Source organism: Polaribacter sp. Asnod6-C07, assembly GCF_045063625.1.
In the GTDB taxonomy this organism is placed as follows: domain Bacteria; phylum Bacteroidota; class Bacteroidia; order Flavobacteriales; family Flavobacteriaceae; genus Polaribacter; species Polaribacter vadi_A.
On record NZ_JBEFOF010000005.1, the window covers coordinates 699,806 to 716,077 of the forward strand.

At 28.6% G+C, this 16,272-nt stretch carries 13 protein-coding genes; 2 read left to right on the forward strand and 11 right to left on the reverse strand.

Annotated features, from left to right (window positions below; translation table 11 throughout):
- Positions 1-40 precede the first annotated feature (40 nt).
- A complete protein-coding gene (gene dusB / locus ACJJVK_RS03010; RefSeq protein WP_405562997.1) occupies positions 41-1,042 on the forward strand; it encodes a tRNA dihydrouridine synthase DusB in 1,002 nt (333 codons plus the stop codon).
- 1 nt (position 1,043) lies between these two features.
- On the opposite strand, the gene ACJJVK_RS03015 is transcribed toward dusB, so the two are convergent.
- The 11 genes from ACJJVK_RS03015 to ACJJVK_RS03065 all read right to left on the reverse strand — a co-directional run bounded on the left by ACJJVK_RS03015 (position 1,044) and on the right by ACJJVK_RS03065 (position 13,934).
- The gene (locus ACJJVK_RS03015; RefSeq protein WP_405562999.1) at positions 1,044-2,246 is read right to left on the reverse strand and encodes an ABC transporter permease; all 1,203 of its coding nucleotides are present in this window, start codon (positions 2,244-2,246) and stop codon (positions 1,044-1,046) included.
- 15 nt (positions 2,247-2,261) lie between these two features.
- Positions 2,262-2,657 carry a 30S ribosome-binding factor RbfA gene (gene rbfA, locus ACJJVK_RS03020; RefSeq protein ID WP_215993903.1) on the reverse strand — a complete coding sequence of 132 codons (396 nt, stop codon included), beginning with the start codon at positions 2,655-2,657 and terminating at the stop codon, positions 2,262-2,264.
- 20 nt (positions 2,658-2,677) lie between these two features.
- Positions 2,678-3,322, reverse strand: coding sequence for a response regulator transcription factor (locus ACJJVK_RS03025; RefSeq protein WP_215993904.1), 645 nt, complete (start codon positions 3,320-3,322; stop codon positions 2,678-2,680).
- Positions 3,319-4,065: a sensor histidine kinase gene (locus ACJJVK_RS03030; RefSeq protein ID WP_405563003.1), complete on the reverse strand. Its 747-nt coding sequence runs from the start codon at positions 4,063-4,065 to the stop codon at positions 3,319-3,321. Before ACJJVK_RS03030 ends, ACJJVK_RS03025 begins: the two co-directional genes overlap by 4 nt.
- Positions 4,066-4,663: 598 nt before the next feature.
- The gene (locus ACJJVK_RS03035; protein WP_405563006.1) at positions 4,664-5,305 is read right to left on the reverse strand and encodes a hypothetical protein; all 642 of its coding nucleotides are present in this window, start codon (positions 5,303-5,305) and stop codon (positions 4,664-4,666) included.
- A 308-nt stretch (positions 5,306-5,613) separates the two neighbouring features.
- Positions 5,614-5,907, reverse strand: coding sequence for a FoF1 ATP synthase subunit delta/epsilon (locus ACJJVK_RS03040; RefSeq protein ID WP_405563009.1), 294 nt, complete (start codon positions 5,905-5,907; stop codon positions 5,614-5,616).
- 70 nt (positions 5,908-5,977) lie between these two features.
- Complete coding sequence (gene atpD / locus ACJJVK_RS03045) at positions 5,978-7,489, reverse strand: F0F1 ATP synthase subunit beta (RefSeq protein ID WP_215993908.1); 1,512 nt, start codon at positions 7,487-7,489, stop codon at positions 5,978-5,980.
- Positions 7,490-7,645: 156 nt separating this feature from the next.
- The gene (locus tag ACJJVK_RS03050; RefSeq protein WP_405563011.1) at positions 7,646-8,998 is read right to left on the reverse strand and encodes an OmpA family protein; all 1,353 of its coding nucleotides are present in this window, start codon (positions 8,996-8,998) and stop codon (positions 7,646-7,648) included.
- A gap of 243 nt (positions 8,999-9,241) precedes the next feature.
- Positions 9,242-12,367 carry a UvrD-helicase domain-containing protein gene (locus tag ACJJVK_RS03055; protein ID WP_405563012.1) on the reverse strand — a complete coding sequence of 1,042 codons (3,126 nt, stop codon included), beginning with the start codon at positions 12,365-12,367 and terminating at the stop codon, positions 9,242-9,244.
- Positions 12,368-12,444: 77 nt separating this feature from the next.
- Positions 12,445-13,281 carry a ZIP family metal transporter gene (locus tag ACJJVK_RS03060; RefSeq protein WP_405563020.1) on the reverse strand — a complete coding sequence of 279 codons (837 nt, stop codon included), beginning with the start codon at positions 13,279-13,281 and terminating at the stop codon, positions 12,445-12,447.
- Positions 13,278-13,934 carry a metal-dependent transcriptional regulator gene (locus tag ACJJVK_RS03065; protein ID WP_405563023.1) on the reverse strand — a complete coding sequence of 219 codons (657 nt, stop codon included), beginning with the start codon at positions 13,932-13,934 and terminating at the stop codon, positions 13,278-13,280. Before ACJJVK_RS03065 ends, ACJJVK_RS03060 begins: the two co-directional genes overlap by 4 nt.
- Before the next feature lie 98 nt (positions 13,935-14,032).
- Between ACJJVK_RS03065 and ACJJVK_RS03070 the strand changes: the two genes are divergently transcribed.
- Positions 14,033-16,267, forward strand: a complete 2,235-nt coding sequence (locus tag ACJJVK_RS03070) for a TonB-dependent receptor (protein ID WP_405563026.1) — start codon at positions 14,033-14,035, stop codon at positions 16,265-16,267.
- The last annotated feature ends 5 nt before the right edge of the window (positions 16,268-16,272 follow it).

The window sequence follows — 16,272 nt, forward strand, 5'->3', positions numbered from 1 at the left end:
AGGTTTTTTTATGCTCAAAATATTAAAGTATCTTTGCAGTATGGTTAAAATAGACAACATAGAATTACCCGATTTTCCATTATTGTTAGCACCAATGGAAGATGTTTCAGATCCACCTTTTAGAGCTTTATGCAAAGAAAATGGTGCAGATGTTGTGTATACCGAATTTATTTCTTCAGAAGGATTAATTAGAGATGCAGCAAAAAGTGTTATCAAACTAGATATTTACGAAAAAGAAAGACCTGTAGGTATTCAGATTTTTGGTGCCAATTTAGATTCTATGTTAAAAACCATTGAAATTGTTGAAAAATCAAATCCTGATATTATTGATATCAACTTTGGTTGTCCTGTTAAAAAAGTAGTTTCTAAAGGTGCAGGTGCAGGTATTTTAAAAGATATAGACTTAATGGTTTCTTTAACAGAAGCGATGGTTAAGCACACCAATTTACCAATTACAGTTAAAACACGTTTGGGTTGGGATCATGATTCTATACGAATTGTAGAAGTTGCAGAACGTTTGCAAGATGTAGGTTGTAAAGCAATTGCGATTCACGGAAGAACAAGAGCACAAATGTATAAAGGTGATGCAGATTGGAAACCAATTGCACAAGTAAAAAACAACCCTAGAATGCATATTCCTGTTTTTGGAAATGGAGATGTAACATCACCAGAAAGAGCTATGGAAATGCGCGATAAATATGGTTTAGATGGTTGTATGATCGGTAGAGCTTCTATTGGTTATCCTTGGTTTTTTAACGAAATAAAACACTATTTTAAAACTGGTGAATATTTACCTAAACCCACAATTGGTGAGCGTACTGAAATGGCAAGAAGACATTTACAAATGGCTATAGATTGGAAAGGTGAACGTTTAGGAGTTGTAGAAACAAGAAGACATTACACCAACTATTTTAAGGGAATTCCACATTTTAAAGAATACAGAACCAAAATGGTTACTTCTGATGATCCTAAAGATGTTTTTAACGCTTTTAATGAAGTAGAAGAAAAATTTGGAAATACTATTATTCGAGAAATTAGATAATTTACTTTTCTACAAATTCTTTAGATATTCTGCTACTTGCAATTTTAGCGGCTATAAACCCAAGTGTTGTAATTGTAAATATTACTATGAAAAGGTTAGATAATCTAAATTCTACAGGGTAAGGCAAGTTTTCTGTTATCATAAAAAAGCCAAACTTTATCTGTATAAAAACAGCTATTACACCTATTAATAAACCAATTACCATACCTGTAATAGTTAGTAAAAAACCTTGTAAAACAAATATTCGTTTTATCTCCTTTATGGTTGTTCCTAAATTGAATAAGGTTTTTAAGTTTTGTTTTTTATCTATAATCATCATAATTATAGCTCCAACTACATTAAATAAGGCAATAATTACAATCAATGTAAAAATTAAATAAGAAACAAAATTTTCTGTATTTATCACTTTATAAAACACTTCATTTAACTGTTCTTTGGTTTGTACTTTAAAAGTATCTCCCAATTTTTGTTGAAGTTCTTCTGCAAATTCATCTGCTAATAAATCATCAGTTAGTTTTAACTCAATTGCAGTAACTTGGTTTTCTTTAAACCTTAATAATCGTTTAGCTTCTTCTAAATTTACAAACACATATTTACCTTCAAAATCCTCTGTACCTGTGTATAAACCCACAATCTGAACATTAGTTTTATAAAATGCATTAGTAGGATTTATAAAGCCTGTACCTGGTTTTGGTATCATAATAGATAATGGTTCACCAAAACTTCTAACGCCCAAAGATAATTTTGCAGCTATAGTTCTACCAACAACAGCAGTTTTTAAGTATTCTTTTTCTAACCAATTCCCTACGCTTAAAGTAGAATCTATATTTGTAATTTGTGCATAATTTTCTTCAACTCCTTTTATATAAGCAATCTCATTCTTGCTTTTGTATTCTAAAAAAACACGTTCTTCAATAATTTTAGAACTTACTTTTATAGATGAATTATTTTCTAAAATATTCTGAATATCATCATCTATAAAAAAAGATTTGCCCTTAACCACAGAAATTTTTATATCAGGGTCTGAAGCATCTAACAAACTATAACTAAAAGTTCGCAAACCAGAAAAACCAGAGAGTATAATAAATAAGGCTAAAGAACCAACAATAACACCAAAAGATGCGATTATGGTAATAATATTTATAGCATTATTACTGGTTCTTGTAAATAAATATCTTTTGGCTATGTATAGAGAAAAATTCAATGAAGTATATTGAATTTATATTTTTTTACGTCTTGGTAAAACATCAGGGTTTTTAATAGGATTTTCATCTTCACCCTTTAAAGATTTATCAATTTCTTCTAAATAATCTAAAGTATCATCACCAAAAAATAATAATTCTGGCATTCTTCTTAATTGATTTCTAGTTCTTTTTGCCATTTCATGACGAATAAAAAAAGTATTTGATTGTATTCCTTTTACAATTTCATCTCTTTTTTCTGATGGAAAAATACTTAAATACACCTTTGCAACACCTAAATCTGAAGTTACATGAACCTTAGAAACAGATATAATAACACCTTTCATTCCATCTTGTGCAGCTTTCTGCAACACATCTACCAAATCTTTTTGCAGAACTCCTGCAATTTTTCTTTGTCTGTTTGTTTCTTCCATACCGCAAATTTACGATATTTTTATGGAGTGTATATCTTATTTTTAATAGCATACATCACCAAACCAACTCTGTTTTTTACATTAAGTTTTATAAACAAGTTATTTCTGTAACCATCTATTGTTTTCGGGCTTAAACACATTCTATCTGCAATTTCTTTATAAGTTAATTCAGTACACGCCAATTTTAAAAATATAATTTCTTTTTCTTTTAAAACTATTTCTTCATCTCCATTACCAGAAATAGATTTCATTAATAAATTGGTTACATTTTTAGAATGATAAAACCCGTTTTCTGCAATTTCTATCAAGGCTTTTTCTAACACAGATTTTTCAGTGTCTTTTAATAGATAACCTATTGCACCAGCTTTTAGCATTTTTAAAACGGTTTTATCATCATCTTCTACAGACAAAGCCATTACATTTACTATTGGATGATTTTTTTGAATCCATTCTGTGGTTTCAATTCCATTTAAAATGGGCATATTAATATCCATCAAAACAATATCAGGTATATTTTCGGGTGAACCAGAAAATTGATTGACTAATTCTTGACCGTTTTTACAAGTATACAACACTTCAAATTTTTCAAAAGTATTAACCATTGTTTGTATTGCTTGCGATAATAACGTGTGATCATCCACAACAACTACTGAGTAATTCGTCATAATTTATAATTAATTTCTAAGGATGTACCTTTATTTTTTTCTGATGTAAACAAGGCTTCTGCACCAATTAAATTAGCTCTATTTTTAATATTTATCAACCCAATACCATCCTTTTTTACTTCGGATGAAAAACCAACTCCATTATCTTTAGCTATAATCAACAAATTAGTTTGTGAATAATTTAAAATTACTTTTAATTCTGAAGCTCTTGAATGTTTTATAGTGTTTGAAAAAAATTCTTGTAAAATTCTAAAAATAATAATGGTAGATTTTTTATCAATCTCTTGTTCTTCTCCATTAACCTCTAAACTAGATGCTATGAAATTTAAACGATTAAAGCGATCAATTTCTAATTGAATAGCCTCTTTTAAATCTATATTCTTTATCGCTTCTGGATTAATTAATTTTGATAAAGATCTTACTTCTGTTAATCCTTGAGAAATGGTTTTTGTTACTTCTGCTATATTCTCTTTAGTTGCATTTTGCAACTGTATTTTTGCTAAGGTTAATAATTGACCAATATTATCATGCAATTCCCAACTAATATTTCTTAAAGTTTCCTCTCTAATTTCTATTTGAGTTTCTGCTATTTCTCTTTCAAAACGTTTTTTATCTTCTTCTTGTTTTTCTAATAAAAATGTTTTCTTTTTCTGAAAAACTGTAAATAATATTATTAAAGCTACTACTATAAAAAGTATTAGTAATGATGATATTATAAGTACTATATTTCCTTGGTCTTGCATCTAATTAATCCATATATAAAACACAAATTAAGCAAAATAATAATAGAATAGAGTAGTTCACTACCAAAATCAGCTTTAAAAAAGTTAAAATAAACTATTGTAAAAAATGGAATTGTAGTTAAATAAAAAATTAAATAACCTACAGAAATCCAAAAAGGTAATAATTTCTTGTAATTTAAAACTTTATCAGACATTAATAATTCTTTAAAATATATAATTATAAACACACTATTAATTAACGCCTCAAAAGGTACTGAATAAGCTTGTAACTCTTTTAAAAGGAAACTTAAAAAATAAAAACAATTAAATACAATAGCCAATAATTTAACAATCTTTAAATTACTTCTATAGGAAATAAGATGATAATATAATAAGGTAAAAATATTAAACTCAAAAAAAGTATAGATATTGAATAACCACAAATTTTTTGTGCTAAAAATATAAGTACCAATTAAATTGAATATTACACCCGTAAACAAAAAAATTACAAAAAATTTATAAAACCTATAGTTCTTGTATTTATTATAAAAAAATAAAGATAAAATTAAAGATAAGTATTCAAAATATTTATAAATTTCTGCCAACTCAAAAGACATAACTAATCAGTTTTAGGATCTATAGAACCTCTATTAAGTGCAGAGCTATCATCATCTTCTTGCATAAATCTAAAAGATAATATTGAGGCTCTATTTACTTTTTTTGTAGATTCACCTGCATAGTTATTTAAAACACTCTGCATAGATACTGGCTTACCTTTGGTTGATTTTAATGGCTCGTAAGCAACGTTTTTATCATCACCAATATTTGTTGTTGGCATTAAAATAAAAGAAACTCTATTTCTATAGGCTTCAATATTATAATCTGAAGGGTAGGCTGCAGTAAAAATTTTGATTCCTGTTAGCTCAATATCTTTTTCTTTAGAAGTTTTTTCTATATAAGCAATGTATTGTTTCAATTCATCAATACTAAAAAATTCAGAAAGTGTAGCGACTTTTTCTTTACCTCCAGATTTCTTAGTTATATACTCATCTAACACTTTTTTTTGCCCATTATCGTACTCATGGAACATACTAGCCATTTCCTTATAAGTAATAGCTTGACTTGGTCTTTTACTATTTGGATAACATGATAAATCTACAGCTCCAGTGTCATTTATAGACTTGGTGTTGACTTGTTTACAAGAAATAATTGAAAATATAAAAACAAACAATATGCATACTTTGGTACTTAAAGATTTCATTTTAAATAAATTAAAAGTTATTAATGTGAAAATATACTATAAATTTTAAACGTAAACATCATAAGAAAATAAAAAAGGGGTTTTTCCTATATAAATATCAATGTTTTCACTCTTACATATAATGTAATAATCTTTGATATTTGTAGTGTTATATTTACTAAGGTAAATGCGTCTCAAAAAGGGAAAATTGCTAAAAAAAACATCTTTATAAATAAAGATGTTTTTTTTGTGATAAACTATAATCTGACTAACAAAAAAAGCCTCACAACATATAAATATTGTGAGGCTTTTAATTTTATTTAAAATGATTAATCTGCTAAAATAATAGCTTTATTATCATTTAGTTCTAAAGTACCAGAGTTAATTGCCAATGTTAAAATTTTATCATCAGCTTCATCTGCTATTAGTTTACCATGTAAATCATCAAATTCTATATTTACTTGAGAGTGAATATGAATTTTAATAGTACCTTCTTTTAAAACAGAGACTATTGGTGCGTGATTATTTAACATTTGAAACTCACCATCAATACCAGGAACTGATAAAGAATCAACTTCTGATGAAAATAAAATAGCTTCTGGTGTTACAATTTCTAAAAACATATTTCTTTAGTTATTAGTTAAAAATTAGAAGTAATTAGTATTAAACTAACAACTTCTAACTGCCAACTGTTTAAGCTTCTGCTAACATTTTTTCTCCTGCATCAATTGCATCTTGAATTGATCCTCTTAAGTTAAATGCTGCTTCAGGATATTTATCTAACTCACCATCCATAATCATATTAAATCCTTTAATTGTGTCTTTAATATCAACTAAAACACCTGGTATACCAGTAAATTGTTCAGCTACATGGAAAGGTTGCGATAAGAAACGTTGTACACGTCTTGCTCTGTGAACTACTAATTTATCTTCTTCAGATAATTCTTCCATACCTAAAATTGCGATAATATCTTGTAATTCTTTATAACGTTGTAAAATTTCTTTTACTTTTTGTGCACAATCATAGTGCTCATCTCCTAAAATATCAGCAGTTAAAATTCTTGAAGTAGAATCTAAAGGATCTACTGCAGGGTAAATACCTAACTCAGCAATTTTACGAGACAATACTGTAGTTGCATCTAAGTGCGCAAAAGTTGTTGCTGGTGCTGGATCTGTTAAATCATCTGCAGGTACATAAACTGCTTGTACAGATGTAATAGAACCTTTTTTAGTAGAAGTAATACGCTCTTGCATAGCACCCATTTCAGTTGCTAATGTTGGTTGATAACCTACTGCTGATGGCATACGACCTAAAAGTGCTGACACCTCAGAACCTGCTTGTGTAAATCTAAATATATTATCTACAAAGAAAAGTACATCTTTACCTTGAGCTTCTCCTGCACCATCTCTAAAATATTCTGCAATTGTTAAACCAGATAAAGCAACTCTTGCACGAGCTCCTGGTGGTTCATTCATTTGTCCAAATACAAAAGTAGCTTTAGAGTCTTTCATTCCAGGTTTATCAACTTTAGATAAATCCCATCCTCCTTCTTCCATAGAGTGCATAAAATCATCACCATACTTGATAATTCCTGACTCTAACATCTCTCTAAGTAAATCGTTTCCTTCACGAGTTCTTTCTCCAACACCTGCAAACACAGATAAACCACCATGACCTTTTGCAATATTATTAATCAACTCTTGAATTAATACAGTTTTACCTACTCCAGCTCCACCAAATAAACCAATTTTACCACCTTTTGCATAAGGTTCAATTAAATCGATTACTTTGATACCTGTAAACAAAACTTCTGTAGACACAGATAAGTCTTCAAATTTAGGAGCAGATCTATGTATTGGTAAACCATTATTACCATCTTTACTTAAGTTACCTAAACCATCAATAGCATCTCCAGTAACATTAAATAAACGTCCATAAATATCATTTCCTATAGGCATTTGAATTGGACTACCAGTAGCTATAACCTCAGCTCCTCTTTGTAATCCATCAGTTGCATCCATAGAAATAGTTCTCACAGTATCTTCACCAATGTGTTGTTGAACTTCTAATACTAAAATAGAACCATCAGCTTTTTTAATTTCTAATGAGTCATAAATTTTTGGAAGTTCATTACTTTCAGTATTGAATTCAACATCAATAACTGGCCCAATAATTTGAGAAACTTTACCTGTTGTTGTAGACATTTTTGTATCTAATTAAATTATTATTATTTATATTAGGATTTCCCCTCTATTTTCAAGGCGCAAAGTTACTTTTTTGATTGCAATTAAAAAAGTTTTTTTAACTAAAAAAGCCTCATCAAAATGATGAGGCTTTAATACTATATTTTTTAAAGAGATTTAGTTCTTAACTTTAACTTCTACTCTTCTATTTTTTGCTCTACCAGCTCTAGTACTGTTAGTGTCTACTGGATTATCTTCACCAAATCCTTTAGCAGTTAATCTAGATTCGTTAATTCCTTTTTTCACTAAGTAATTCTTAACAGCATTTGCTCTTTTATCAGATAACATTAAGTTATAAGCTGCAGTACCTGTACTATCAGCATAACCATTAATATCAAATTCTGCTTTTTCAAATTCATTCATAACACCAATCATACCATCTAATTGTTTTGTTACTCCTGATTTAAAACTAGCTCTATTAGTATTAAATAAAATAGCTTTGAAAGTATTTTCTCCAATTAATTCTTTATAAGATTTAGGTGGAGCAGGACAACCTGAGTTAGAAGCAACACCAGCTTCATTAACACATTTATCATCTTTATCTAAAACACCATCTCCATCTGTATCTGGCCAAGGACATCCATTATTAGCAGCAGGACCTGCAACTGTAGGACATTTATCATCTTTACCTACTACACCATCACCATCTGCATCAGGACAACCTTTATTTGCTTTTGTTCCTTTTTCATTTGGACACATATCGTCTTTATCAGCAACTCCATCTCCATCTGCATCAGGACAACCATTCATTGCTGCTAAACCTGCTGTATTTGGACAAGCATCATCAGAATCTTTTACTCCATCTCCATCTGCATCAGGACAACCATTGAATTCTTCTAAACCAGCAACTTCTGGACAAGCATCATTTTTATCATAAACACCATCTCCATCTGTATCTGTACCACCAAATTGAATAGTTAAACCTAAAGAAGTTTGGTAATGAGTTTTTACTTTATCAGCAAAACCAGTTATAGTTGCATGTTGAAAAGTTAGACCTAAATTGTCATTCATCCAAGTATTAAAACCAAAACCTATATTAGCCATAGCATCACCTTGAGAATCAGCTGAAACATAAGAACCTCCTAAATATACAAAAGGATCGAACCAACCAGTTTCACCAAATAAATTATTTAAATCATATTTTACATTAGCTCCTAAAGAGTAATATAAAAAATCTGAATCATCTTCAGCTTCAAAATATGTAATTTTATTAATCGATCCAGCTAGCTGTAACGAAAACCCCTTATTTAGGTATCTATCTGCAGTAATTCTAGAAATTGAAGGTAAAATATTCCAATCCCCATTACCTACAACATCTTTTAATTGACCGCTAATATCGCTACCATCATAAAAGTCTACTAAATTAACACCAAAGCCAACAGCCCATGGGTTATTTTCATCTTGAGCATTAACGTTGCTAACCATTATCAACGCAAACAAAGCTATCACAGCTATTCTTAATCGTTTCATTATCAAATTTTTAAATTAAAAGTTCTTTATTATTACATGCAAAAGTAAGTTGTTAAAACTTATTTACAAAGACAAATCTACAAAATATTACTAAAACCACAAGTTTTATGAACCTTAAATAAGCAATAGCCTATAGCTAATTTTAAAGAAACACACTACTTTCTAGCAACACATATTCATCATAATTTAGTTATTATTGGACTATTGATACTATTTATTTTAGTATCACCCATTTGAAAAAAATTACACTTTTATTATTTCAATTTCATCATTTATATATACAAGTAGTTTTTTATCAACCTTAAAATTCATCGATTTTAAAACTTGTTCATATTTTAATAGTTGTTGCTTATGCTTTGATGATTTAAATCCAGTTTTATAGTCTATAATAACAACTGAATCATTAACAAAAACTAATCGATCTGGAATTACAATTTGATTGTCAACATCAACAATTTCCCTTTCATTATATACAAGTACATCTTCAGAAAAATATTTATTGATTTTTGGATGATTTACAACATCATTAATTTTAGTAACTAACGATTTTGATTCAAGATCATTAATAACACCTTGTTGAACATATTGTTTTAGCACTTTTTCTACATCATTTTTTGTAAAAATTTTTGATAATATCTCGTGAAATAAATTCCCAAAATCAATTGCTTCTCCTTGATCTGTATCCCATAATTTAGATGAATTCGCCAATAAAACAACATTGTGTTCTTGCCAAGGAGTAGAAATAAATTTTTCGTGAATTTGAGAAACAGAATTTTCTTTTTGAATACCACTAATTCTAATAGCTTTCCCAAAAGAGTATTCTAAATTATCATTACTCCAAAGGTTCTGTTCTTTTAAATAATTAATTAAAACACCTGAATAAAAATTTGTATTCACTTCTCCTTTTGTTGATATTTTTCGCTCAGTAATTATATGTAATTGCTCTACTGCTCTTGTTAAACCAACATATAATAAATTAAAATTATCTAGTTCTAATTCTTGTCTTTGATGATGATAAATATTTTCTCCCTTTGTACTTACTGACACCAAACTTTTATTAAAATCAACTAACAACTCTTTGAAACCTTCATAATTTTCAGGCAACTCATCTAACCAAACTTTAGGGTTTATTTGTCTATAGATATCTACATCACAAGGAAAAATTACTACAGGAAACTCTAAACCTTTTGATTTATGAATCGTCATAATTTGAACTGCATTTGCACTTTCTGCAGCAACAATACTTAACCTTTCTTTTTTTAGTTCCCAAAGTTCTAAAAATGAATTAACATCTGTCGATTTCCTTTGTTGTTCTAAGGCAACATCTAAGAAAAACTGCACATAAGCATCAGAAGATTTTACTAGTTTGAAACTTCTAATAATTTCTTCTATTTTTTCATAAAAAGGCAGTTGATTAAAAGTGAGTATTTCAAAAGAAATTCCGTGTTTTTTTAAAGCTTTAAACAACTCGATATTTTCTACTTTGGCAAATTCTTTTAAGAAAACATGTTTAGTACTTTCGATTTGTAAATGTTGATATAAAAAGTACAATATTTCGAAACGTGTTTCTTCGTCATTTGGATTTTGTAAAAGTTTTAAAACATCAACAATAAAAGTAACTTTATTACTATTTTGCAAAAGCAAAGTTTCTGACGAAACAATATTAACTCCGTTTTCTGAAAGATAATTCGCAACAGCAATACCATCTTTTTTTGTTCGTGTTAACACACAAATTTCACCAAGAGAAAAGCTGTCTTTTAATTGATTTATTTTCTCTAAAACTTTCTTCGGATATTTTATTTTCTCATCATCTTTACCCTCCTCTTTATTAAGAAAATTAAGCGAAATAAATCCACCTTTTTTAGTATTTTCTAATTGCTTATTACCATCAACAAATAAATTTTTATAAGATTCATTATTTAAAAAATTAGATGTGAATTGAAAAAAAGAATTATTGAAATTGATAACCTCAGAATAACTCCTAAAATTAGTTTCTAAACTTTTTATTTCTTTGTTAACATGAAAAGGATTTTTTGCATCAGAACCCAATTCAATGAACTGTTCTGCTTTTCCTCCTCTCCATCTGTAAATAGCCTGTTTTCCATCACCAACCAACAGCAAATTACTTTTTTCTTGTGCTAAAGCATTGTCTATTAACGGGATTAAATTACTCCATTGTAAAACAGAAGTATCTTGCATTTCATCAATAAAAAAATGCTGAAAACGCTGCCCAATTCTTTCGTAAATAAAAGGTGCAGGTTGTTCTTTAATATTATCAGAAATTAGCTGATTAAACTCTGCATTTAACCTAATATTACTTTCTTCTTTTATGCTGTCCAATTCTTGATTTATATTATTTAAAACTGCTAAAGGAATTATGTTTTTTAAAGCCAATTTATTCATTAAAAACTGACTGTATATTTCTTTTGCTTGATTGTAAAAACCAACAATTTCTGGAACAATATTTTCTATAGTTTGAGCAATTAGATCTGAAGTTGATTTGGAATAATATTGATGATTTTCAATCGCTTTTTCAATCGTTTCTCCTCTTGATAAAAAATTAAAATCAACCGATTTTAAACTTACATCTGTAAAAAATTTAGGAATTGATCCTCGTAAAAAATCTTTTTGACCTAAATCATTCTCATCTAGTAAAGCCAAACAATCTTGCCCAACTTTAGATAAAGTTACTTTCACTTCTTTTTGATGTGAAAATAATTTCTTTTTTAAGTTTTTAAAATCTTCTAGTTTTTTATCAGCAAGACCTCTAAAATGCTTGATATCATCTTCATTAAGTAATACTTTTGCAAACTCATTTAAATCTCTAGAAATATCCCAAGATTTATCATCATCAGTTTTATCTAAAGAATAATCTATTAAAAGTTTGGTAAGTTTTTTATCTGTACCAATTTTAGAAATTAAAACATCTACAGCTTCATTTAATAAAGAAACTGCATCCATTTCTACTTCAAAATTTAGAGACAGCCCTAAATCATAAGCAAAACTTTTAATTATTTTATGTGTAAAACTATCAATCGTAGTTATAGAAAATGCAGAATAATTTTGAAGAATTACATCTAAAATCTTTTTACTTCTAATTTGAATTGTAGGTTTATCAATAGCAATTTCATCAATAATAATTTTAAAAAGATCATTTTCTACGCCTTCAGAAAAATCTTCTAAATTAGCCAAAACACGCTCTTTCATTTCACCAGCTGCTTTATTGGTAAAAGTAATTGCTAATACTTTTTGAAAAGTAAAAATATCTTCAGAGCTTAATAAAACTTTAAGATATTCTTTTACTAAAGTAAAGGTTTTTCCACTTCCTGCAGAAGCATTATAAACTTGAAAAGTTGCTATTTGTTGCACAGAATAATTTTATTGCAAAATACAAAAAGCCAAACAGAATCTATTTGGCTTTTGTAATATTTTGTATCTTTTAAATTTTATCCTAAACCAACATCTAAAGACATCATTACAATAAAACCACCAATAAAACCAAGTGTAGCAATATCTGTATATTTATCTCTTTGTGTTTCTGGAATTACTTCTTCTACAACCACAAAAATCATTGCTCCTGCAGCAAAAGCTAAAGCATAAGGTAAAATTGGTGTAAAAAATGATACTGCCAAAGCTCCTAAAACTGCTGCCATTGGTTCTACAACTGCAGATAATTGCCCATACCAAAAACTTTTAAGTCGACTAACTCCCTGCCTTCTTAAAGGCATTGCAACTGCAAAACCTTCTGGGAAATTCTGGATTCCAATTCCGATTGCTAAAGAAATTGCAGCAATAATCATTTCTGTTTGCTCTACACCAACTAATGTTGATGCTGCACCAAATAAAACACCAACAGCTAAACCTTCTGGAATATTGTGTAAAGTAATTGCTAAAACCAACAAAGTAGATCTATGTAATTCTGTTTTTACACCTTCTGCTTCATTTTCTTTAAAATTGATGTGTAAATGAGGTAAAATTTTATCCATACCAAAAAGAGATAAAGCACCCAATGCAAAACCAATTGCTGCTGGTAAAACTTTTACAAAACCTTCTCCAGGACTATTTTCTATAGCTGGCGAGAGTAAACTCCAAAAACTGGCTGCAACCATTACACCTCCTGTAAAACCAAGCATTCCGTCTAAAACAGCTCTGTTTAATTTTTTAAAAAAGAACACTAAAGCTGCTCCTAAAGCTGTTAAACCCCAAGTAAAAAGTGAGGCATAAAATGCTGCTAGGATTGGATGTTCTTTACCAAAATCAACTAATTGATCGAATGTATTCATAACTTTTTAATGTATATATTATTGGCTATTTTATTAGAAATAGATAGTTTTTGATTTTCTATTGTTATGGTTAAAGAATCGTCATAATCTTCTTTTTCTAAAACTTTTATTTTTTTACCTAAGGTAATGCCTTTTTTATCTAAAAATTGTAAAAATTCTGATGAAGAATCATCTACACCAACACAAACTCCAGATTCAGTTTTTAATAATGATGATAACAAAATTTTATCGATAACATTTAAATTTCCATCTTTATCAGGTATTGGATCTCCATGAGGATCATGTGTAGGAAAACCCAACAAAGCATCTAATTGATTTATTAATTTAGGAGATTTTATATGCTCTAACTGTTCTGCAACCTCATGTACCTCATCCCAAGAAAAATTAAGTTTATCTACTAAAAAAACTTCCCAAAGTCTATGTTTACGAACTATATTGGCTGCATTTTTTTTACCAAAAGGAGTTAATTTAACTCCTTGATATTTTTTATAAACAACCAATTCTTTTTCTGATAATTTTTTAATCATATCAGAAACAGAAGAAGCTTTTGTTTCTAACTTTTTAGCAATAGCATTTGTACTAATTCCTTTATTAGAAATCGTTTCTAAATGATAAATGGTTTTTATGTAATTTTCTTCAGACTGACTAAACATCAATTTAATTTAGATTACAAATATAGTAAATTTTGATTTATTTAAAATAATTTTTAGACAAGTCTAAAAATTATTTTATATTTGCTTAAAATTCAAAAATGAAGAACTTAATAATCATACTATTTTTTCTCGCAACAAATAACATATTTAGCCAAACTATAACTGGGAAAATAACAGCTAAAAATGGTGATGATATTCCGTTTGCAAACATCTATTTAAAGAAAACTAAATTCGGAACTTCATCCAACGAAAAAGGATTTTACGAGTTAAAAAACATAGAAAAAGGAACTTATACTTTAATTGTTAGTAGTATTGGTTATAAAACAAAATCACTAAAAATTACAATTAAAAACAATCAGAAGTTAATTAAAAACATCACTTTGTCTGATGATAATTCTTTAGATGAGATAGTAGTTTCTGGTACTTTAAGACCTGTTTCTAAAACAGCAAGCCCAGTACCTGTAGAAGTGTATAGTGAAGCTTTTTTTAAGAAAAACCCTACTCCTTCTGTTTTTGAATCACTACAAAATGTAAACGGAGTTAGACCTCAATTAAACTGTAATGTTTGTAATACAGGTGATATTCATATAAATGGTTTAGAAGGCCCTTATACTTTTGTTTTAATTGATGGAATGCCTATTGTAAGTGGTTTATCTACAGTGTATGGTTTAACAGGAATTCCACAAGCTTTAATTGAAAGAGTAGAAGTTGTTAAAGGACCTGCATCTACTTTATATGGCTCTGAAGCTGTTGGTGGAATTATAAATATTATCACAAAAAAACCATCAAATTCACCAAAACTAACAACAGATACTTTTGTAAGTTCTTGGGGAGAAGTAAATACAGACTTGGGTTTACGTTATCAATTATCAGAAAAAACTCAAGGATTATTAGGTCTTAATTATTTTAATTTTCAAAATAGAATTGATAATAACAACGATAATTTTACAGATTTAACACTTCAAAATAGAATATCACTATTCAATAAAATTAATATTGAGCGAAAAAGTAATAAGGTTTTTACAATTGCTGGGAGATATGTTTATGAAGACAGATGGGGAGGAGAATTAGATTGGGAACGTGAATTTAGAGGAACAGACATAAAATACGGAGAAAGTATTTACACAAACAGATGGGAGCTTTTCGGTACATATCAACTACCAACAGTAAAAAATATTAATTTTCAATTTAGTGCAAATGGGCATTATCAAGATTCTTTTTACGGAACTGATGCTTATGATGCTGAACAATTCATTGCATTTGGTCAATTGGTTTACAATAAACAGATTAAAGAAACTCACGATATTTTATTAGGTTTAGCTTATAGATACACTTCTTATGATGACAATACTTTTGCAACTTATGAAGATGATGGAATTACAAATAAACCCTCAATAATTCATTTACCTGGTATTTTTTTACAAGATGAAATTAGTTTAAGCAAACGTAAAAAATTACTATTAGGTGCAAGATGGGATCATAATAGTTTACACGGAAATATCTTTTCGCCAAGAATTAATTATAAATGGAATTCTAGAAACAATTCGAACATTTTTAGAGCAAGTATTGGTAATGGTTTTAGAGTTGCCAACGTTTTTACAGAAGATCATGCAGCGTTAACTGGCGCTAGAGAGGTTGAGTTTAAAGGCGATTTAAACCCAGAAACCTCCTGGAATGTAAATCTTAATTTTGTAAAGAAAATAAATACTGAAAACTCATTTATCACTTTAGACGCAAGTGCATTTTACACATACTTTAACAACAGAATACTACCTGATTACGAAACAGATGTAAACAAAATTATTTATGCTAATTTAGATGGATATTCAGTTTCTAAAGGAATTTCTTTAAATACAGATGTACTTTTTACAAATGGTTTATCAATTAATTTAGGTGCTACTTTAATGGATGTTTCTGTAACTGAAAATGATATTAAAACGAGACAATTATTAACTGAAAGTTTTAGCGGAGTTTGGTCTATTTCTTATCGTTTTAATAATGATTTTAAACTAGATTATACAGGGAATTTATATGGTTCAATGCGACTGCCATTATTAGGGCCTAATGATTTAAGAGACGAATATTCACCTTGGTATAGCATACAAAACATTCAATTATCTAAAAAGTTTACTAATAGTTTTGAGGTTTATGGTGGAGTGAAAAATTTATTAAATTTTACACCAGCAGCAAATAGTATTTCAAGAGCTTTTGATCCTTTTGACAAGCAAGTAGACCCAAATAATCCAGATGCTTTAACTTTTGACCCAAGTTATGTTTATGCATCAAACCAAGGAATTAGAGCATTTATAGGTTTACGTTACACAATCTTTTAATTAAA

Coding starts and splice junctions, on each gene's coding strand:
- atpD (WP_215993908.1), bottom strand. CDS start 7,489: ATGTCTACAACAACAGGTAAAGTTTCTCAAATTATTGGGCCAGTTATT.
- ACJJVK_RS03025 (WP_215993904.1), bottom strand. CDS start 3,322: ATGACGAATTACTCAGTAGTTGTTGTGGATGATCACACGTTATTATCG.
- rbfA (WP_215993903.1), bottom strand. CDS start 2,657: ATGGAAGAAACAAACAGACAAAGAAAAATTGCAGGAGTTCTGCAAAAA.
- ACJJVK_RS03035 (WP_405563006.1), bottom strand. CDS start 5,305: ATGAAATCTTTAAGTACCAAAGTATGCATATTGTTTGTTTTTATATTT.
- ACJJVK_RS03050 (WP_405563011.1), bottom strand. CDS start 8,998: ATGAAACGATTAAGAATAGCTGTGATAGCTTTGTTTGCGTTGATAATG.
- ACJJVK_RS03070 (WP_405563026.1), top strand. CDS start 14,033: ATGAAGAACTTAATAATCATACTATTTTTTCTCGCAACAAATAACATA.
- ACJJVK_RS03040 (WP_405563009.1), bottom strand. CDS start 5,907: ATGTTTTTAGAAATTGTAACACCAGAAGCTATTTTATTTTCATCAGAA.
- dusB (WP_405562997.1), top strand. CDS start 41: ATGGTTAAAATAGACAACATAGAATTACCCGATTTTCCATTATTGTTA.
- ACJJVK_RS03065 (WP_405563023.1), bottom strand. CDS start 13,934: ATGTTTAGTCAGTCTGAAGAAAATTACATAAAAACCATTTATCATTTA.
- ACJJVK_RS03060 (WP_405563020.1), bottom strand. CDS start 13,281: ATGAATACATTCGATCAATTAGTTGATTTTGGTAAAGAACATCCAATC.
- ACJJVK_RS03030 (WP_405563003.1), bottom strand. CDS start 4,065: ATGCAAGACCAAGGAAATATAGTACTTATAATATCATCATTACTAATA.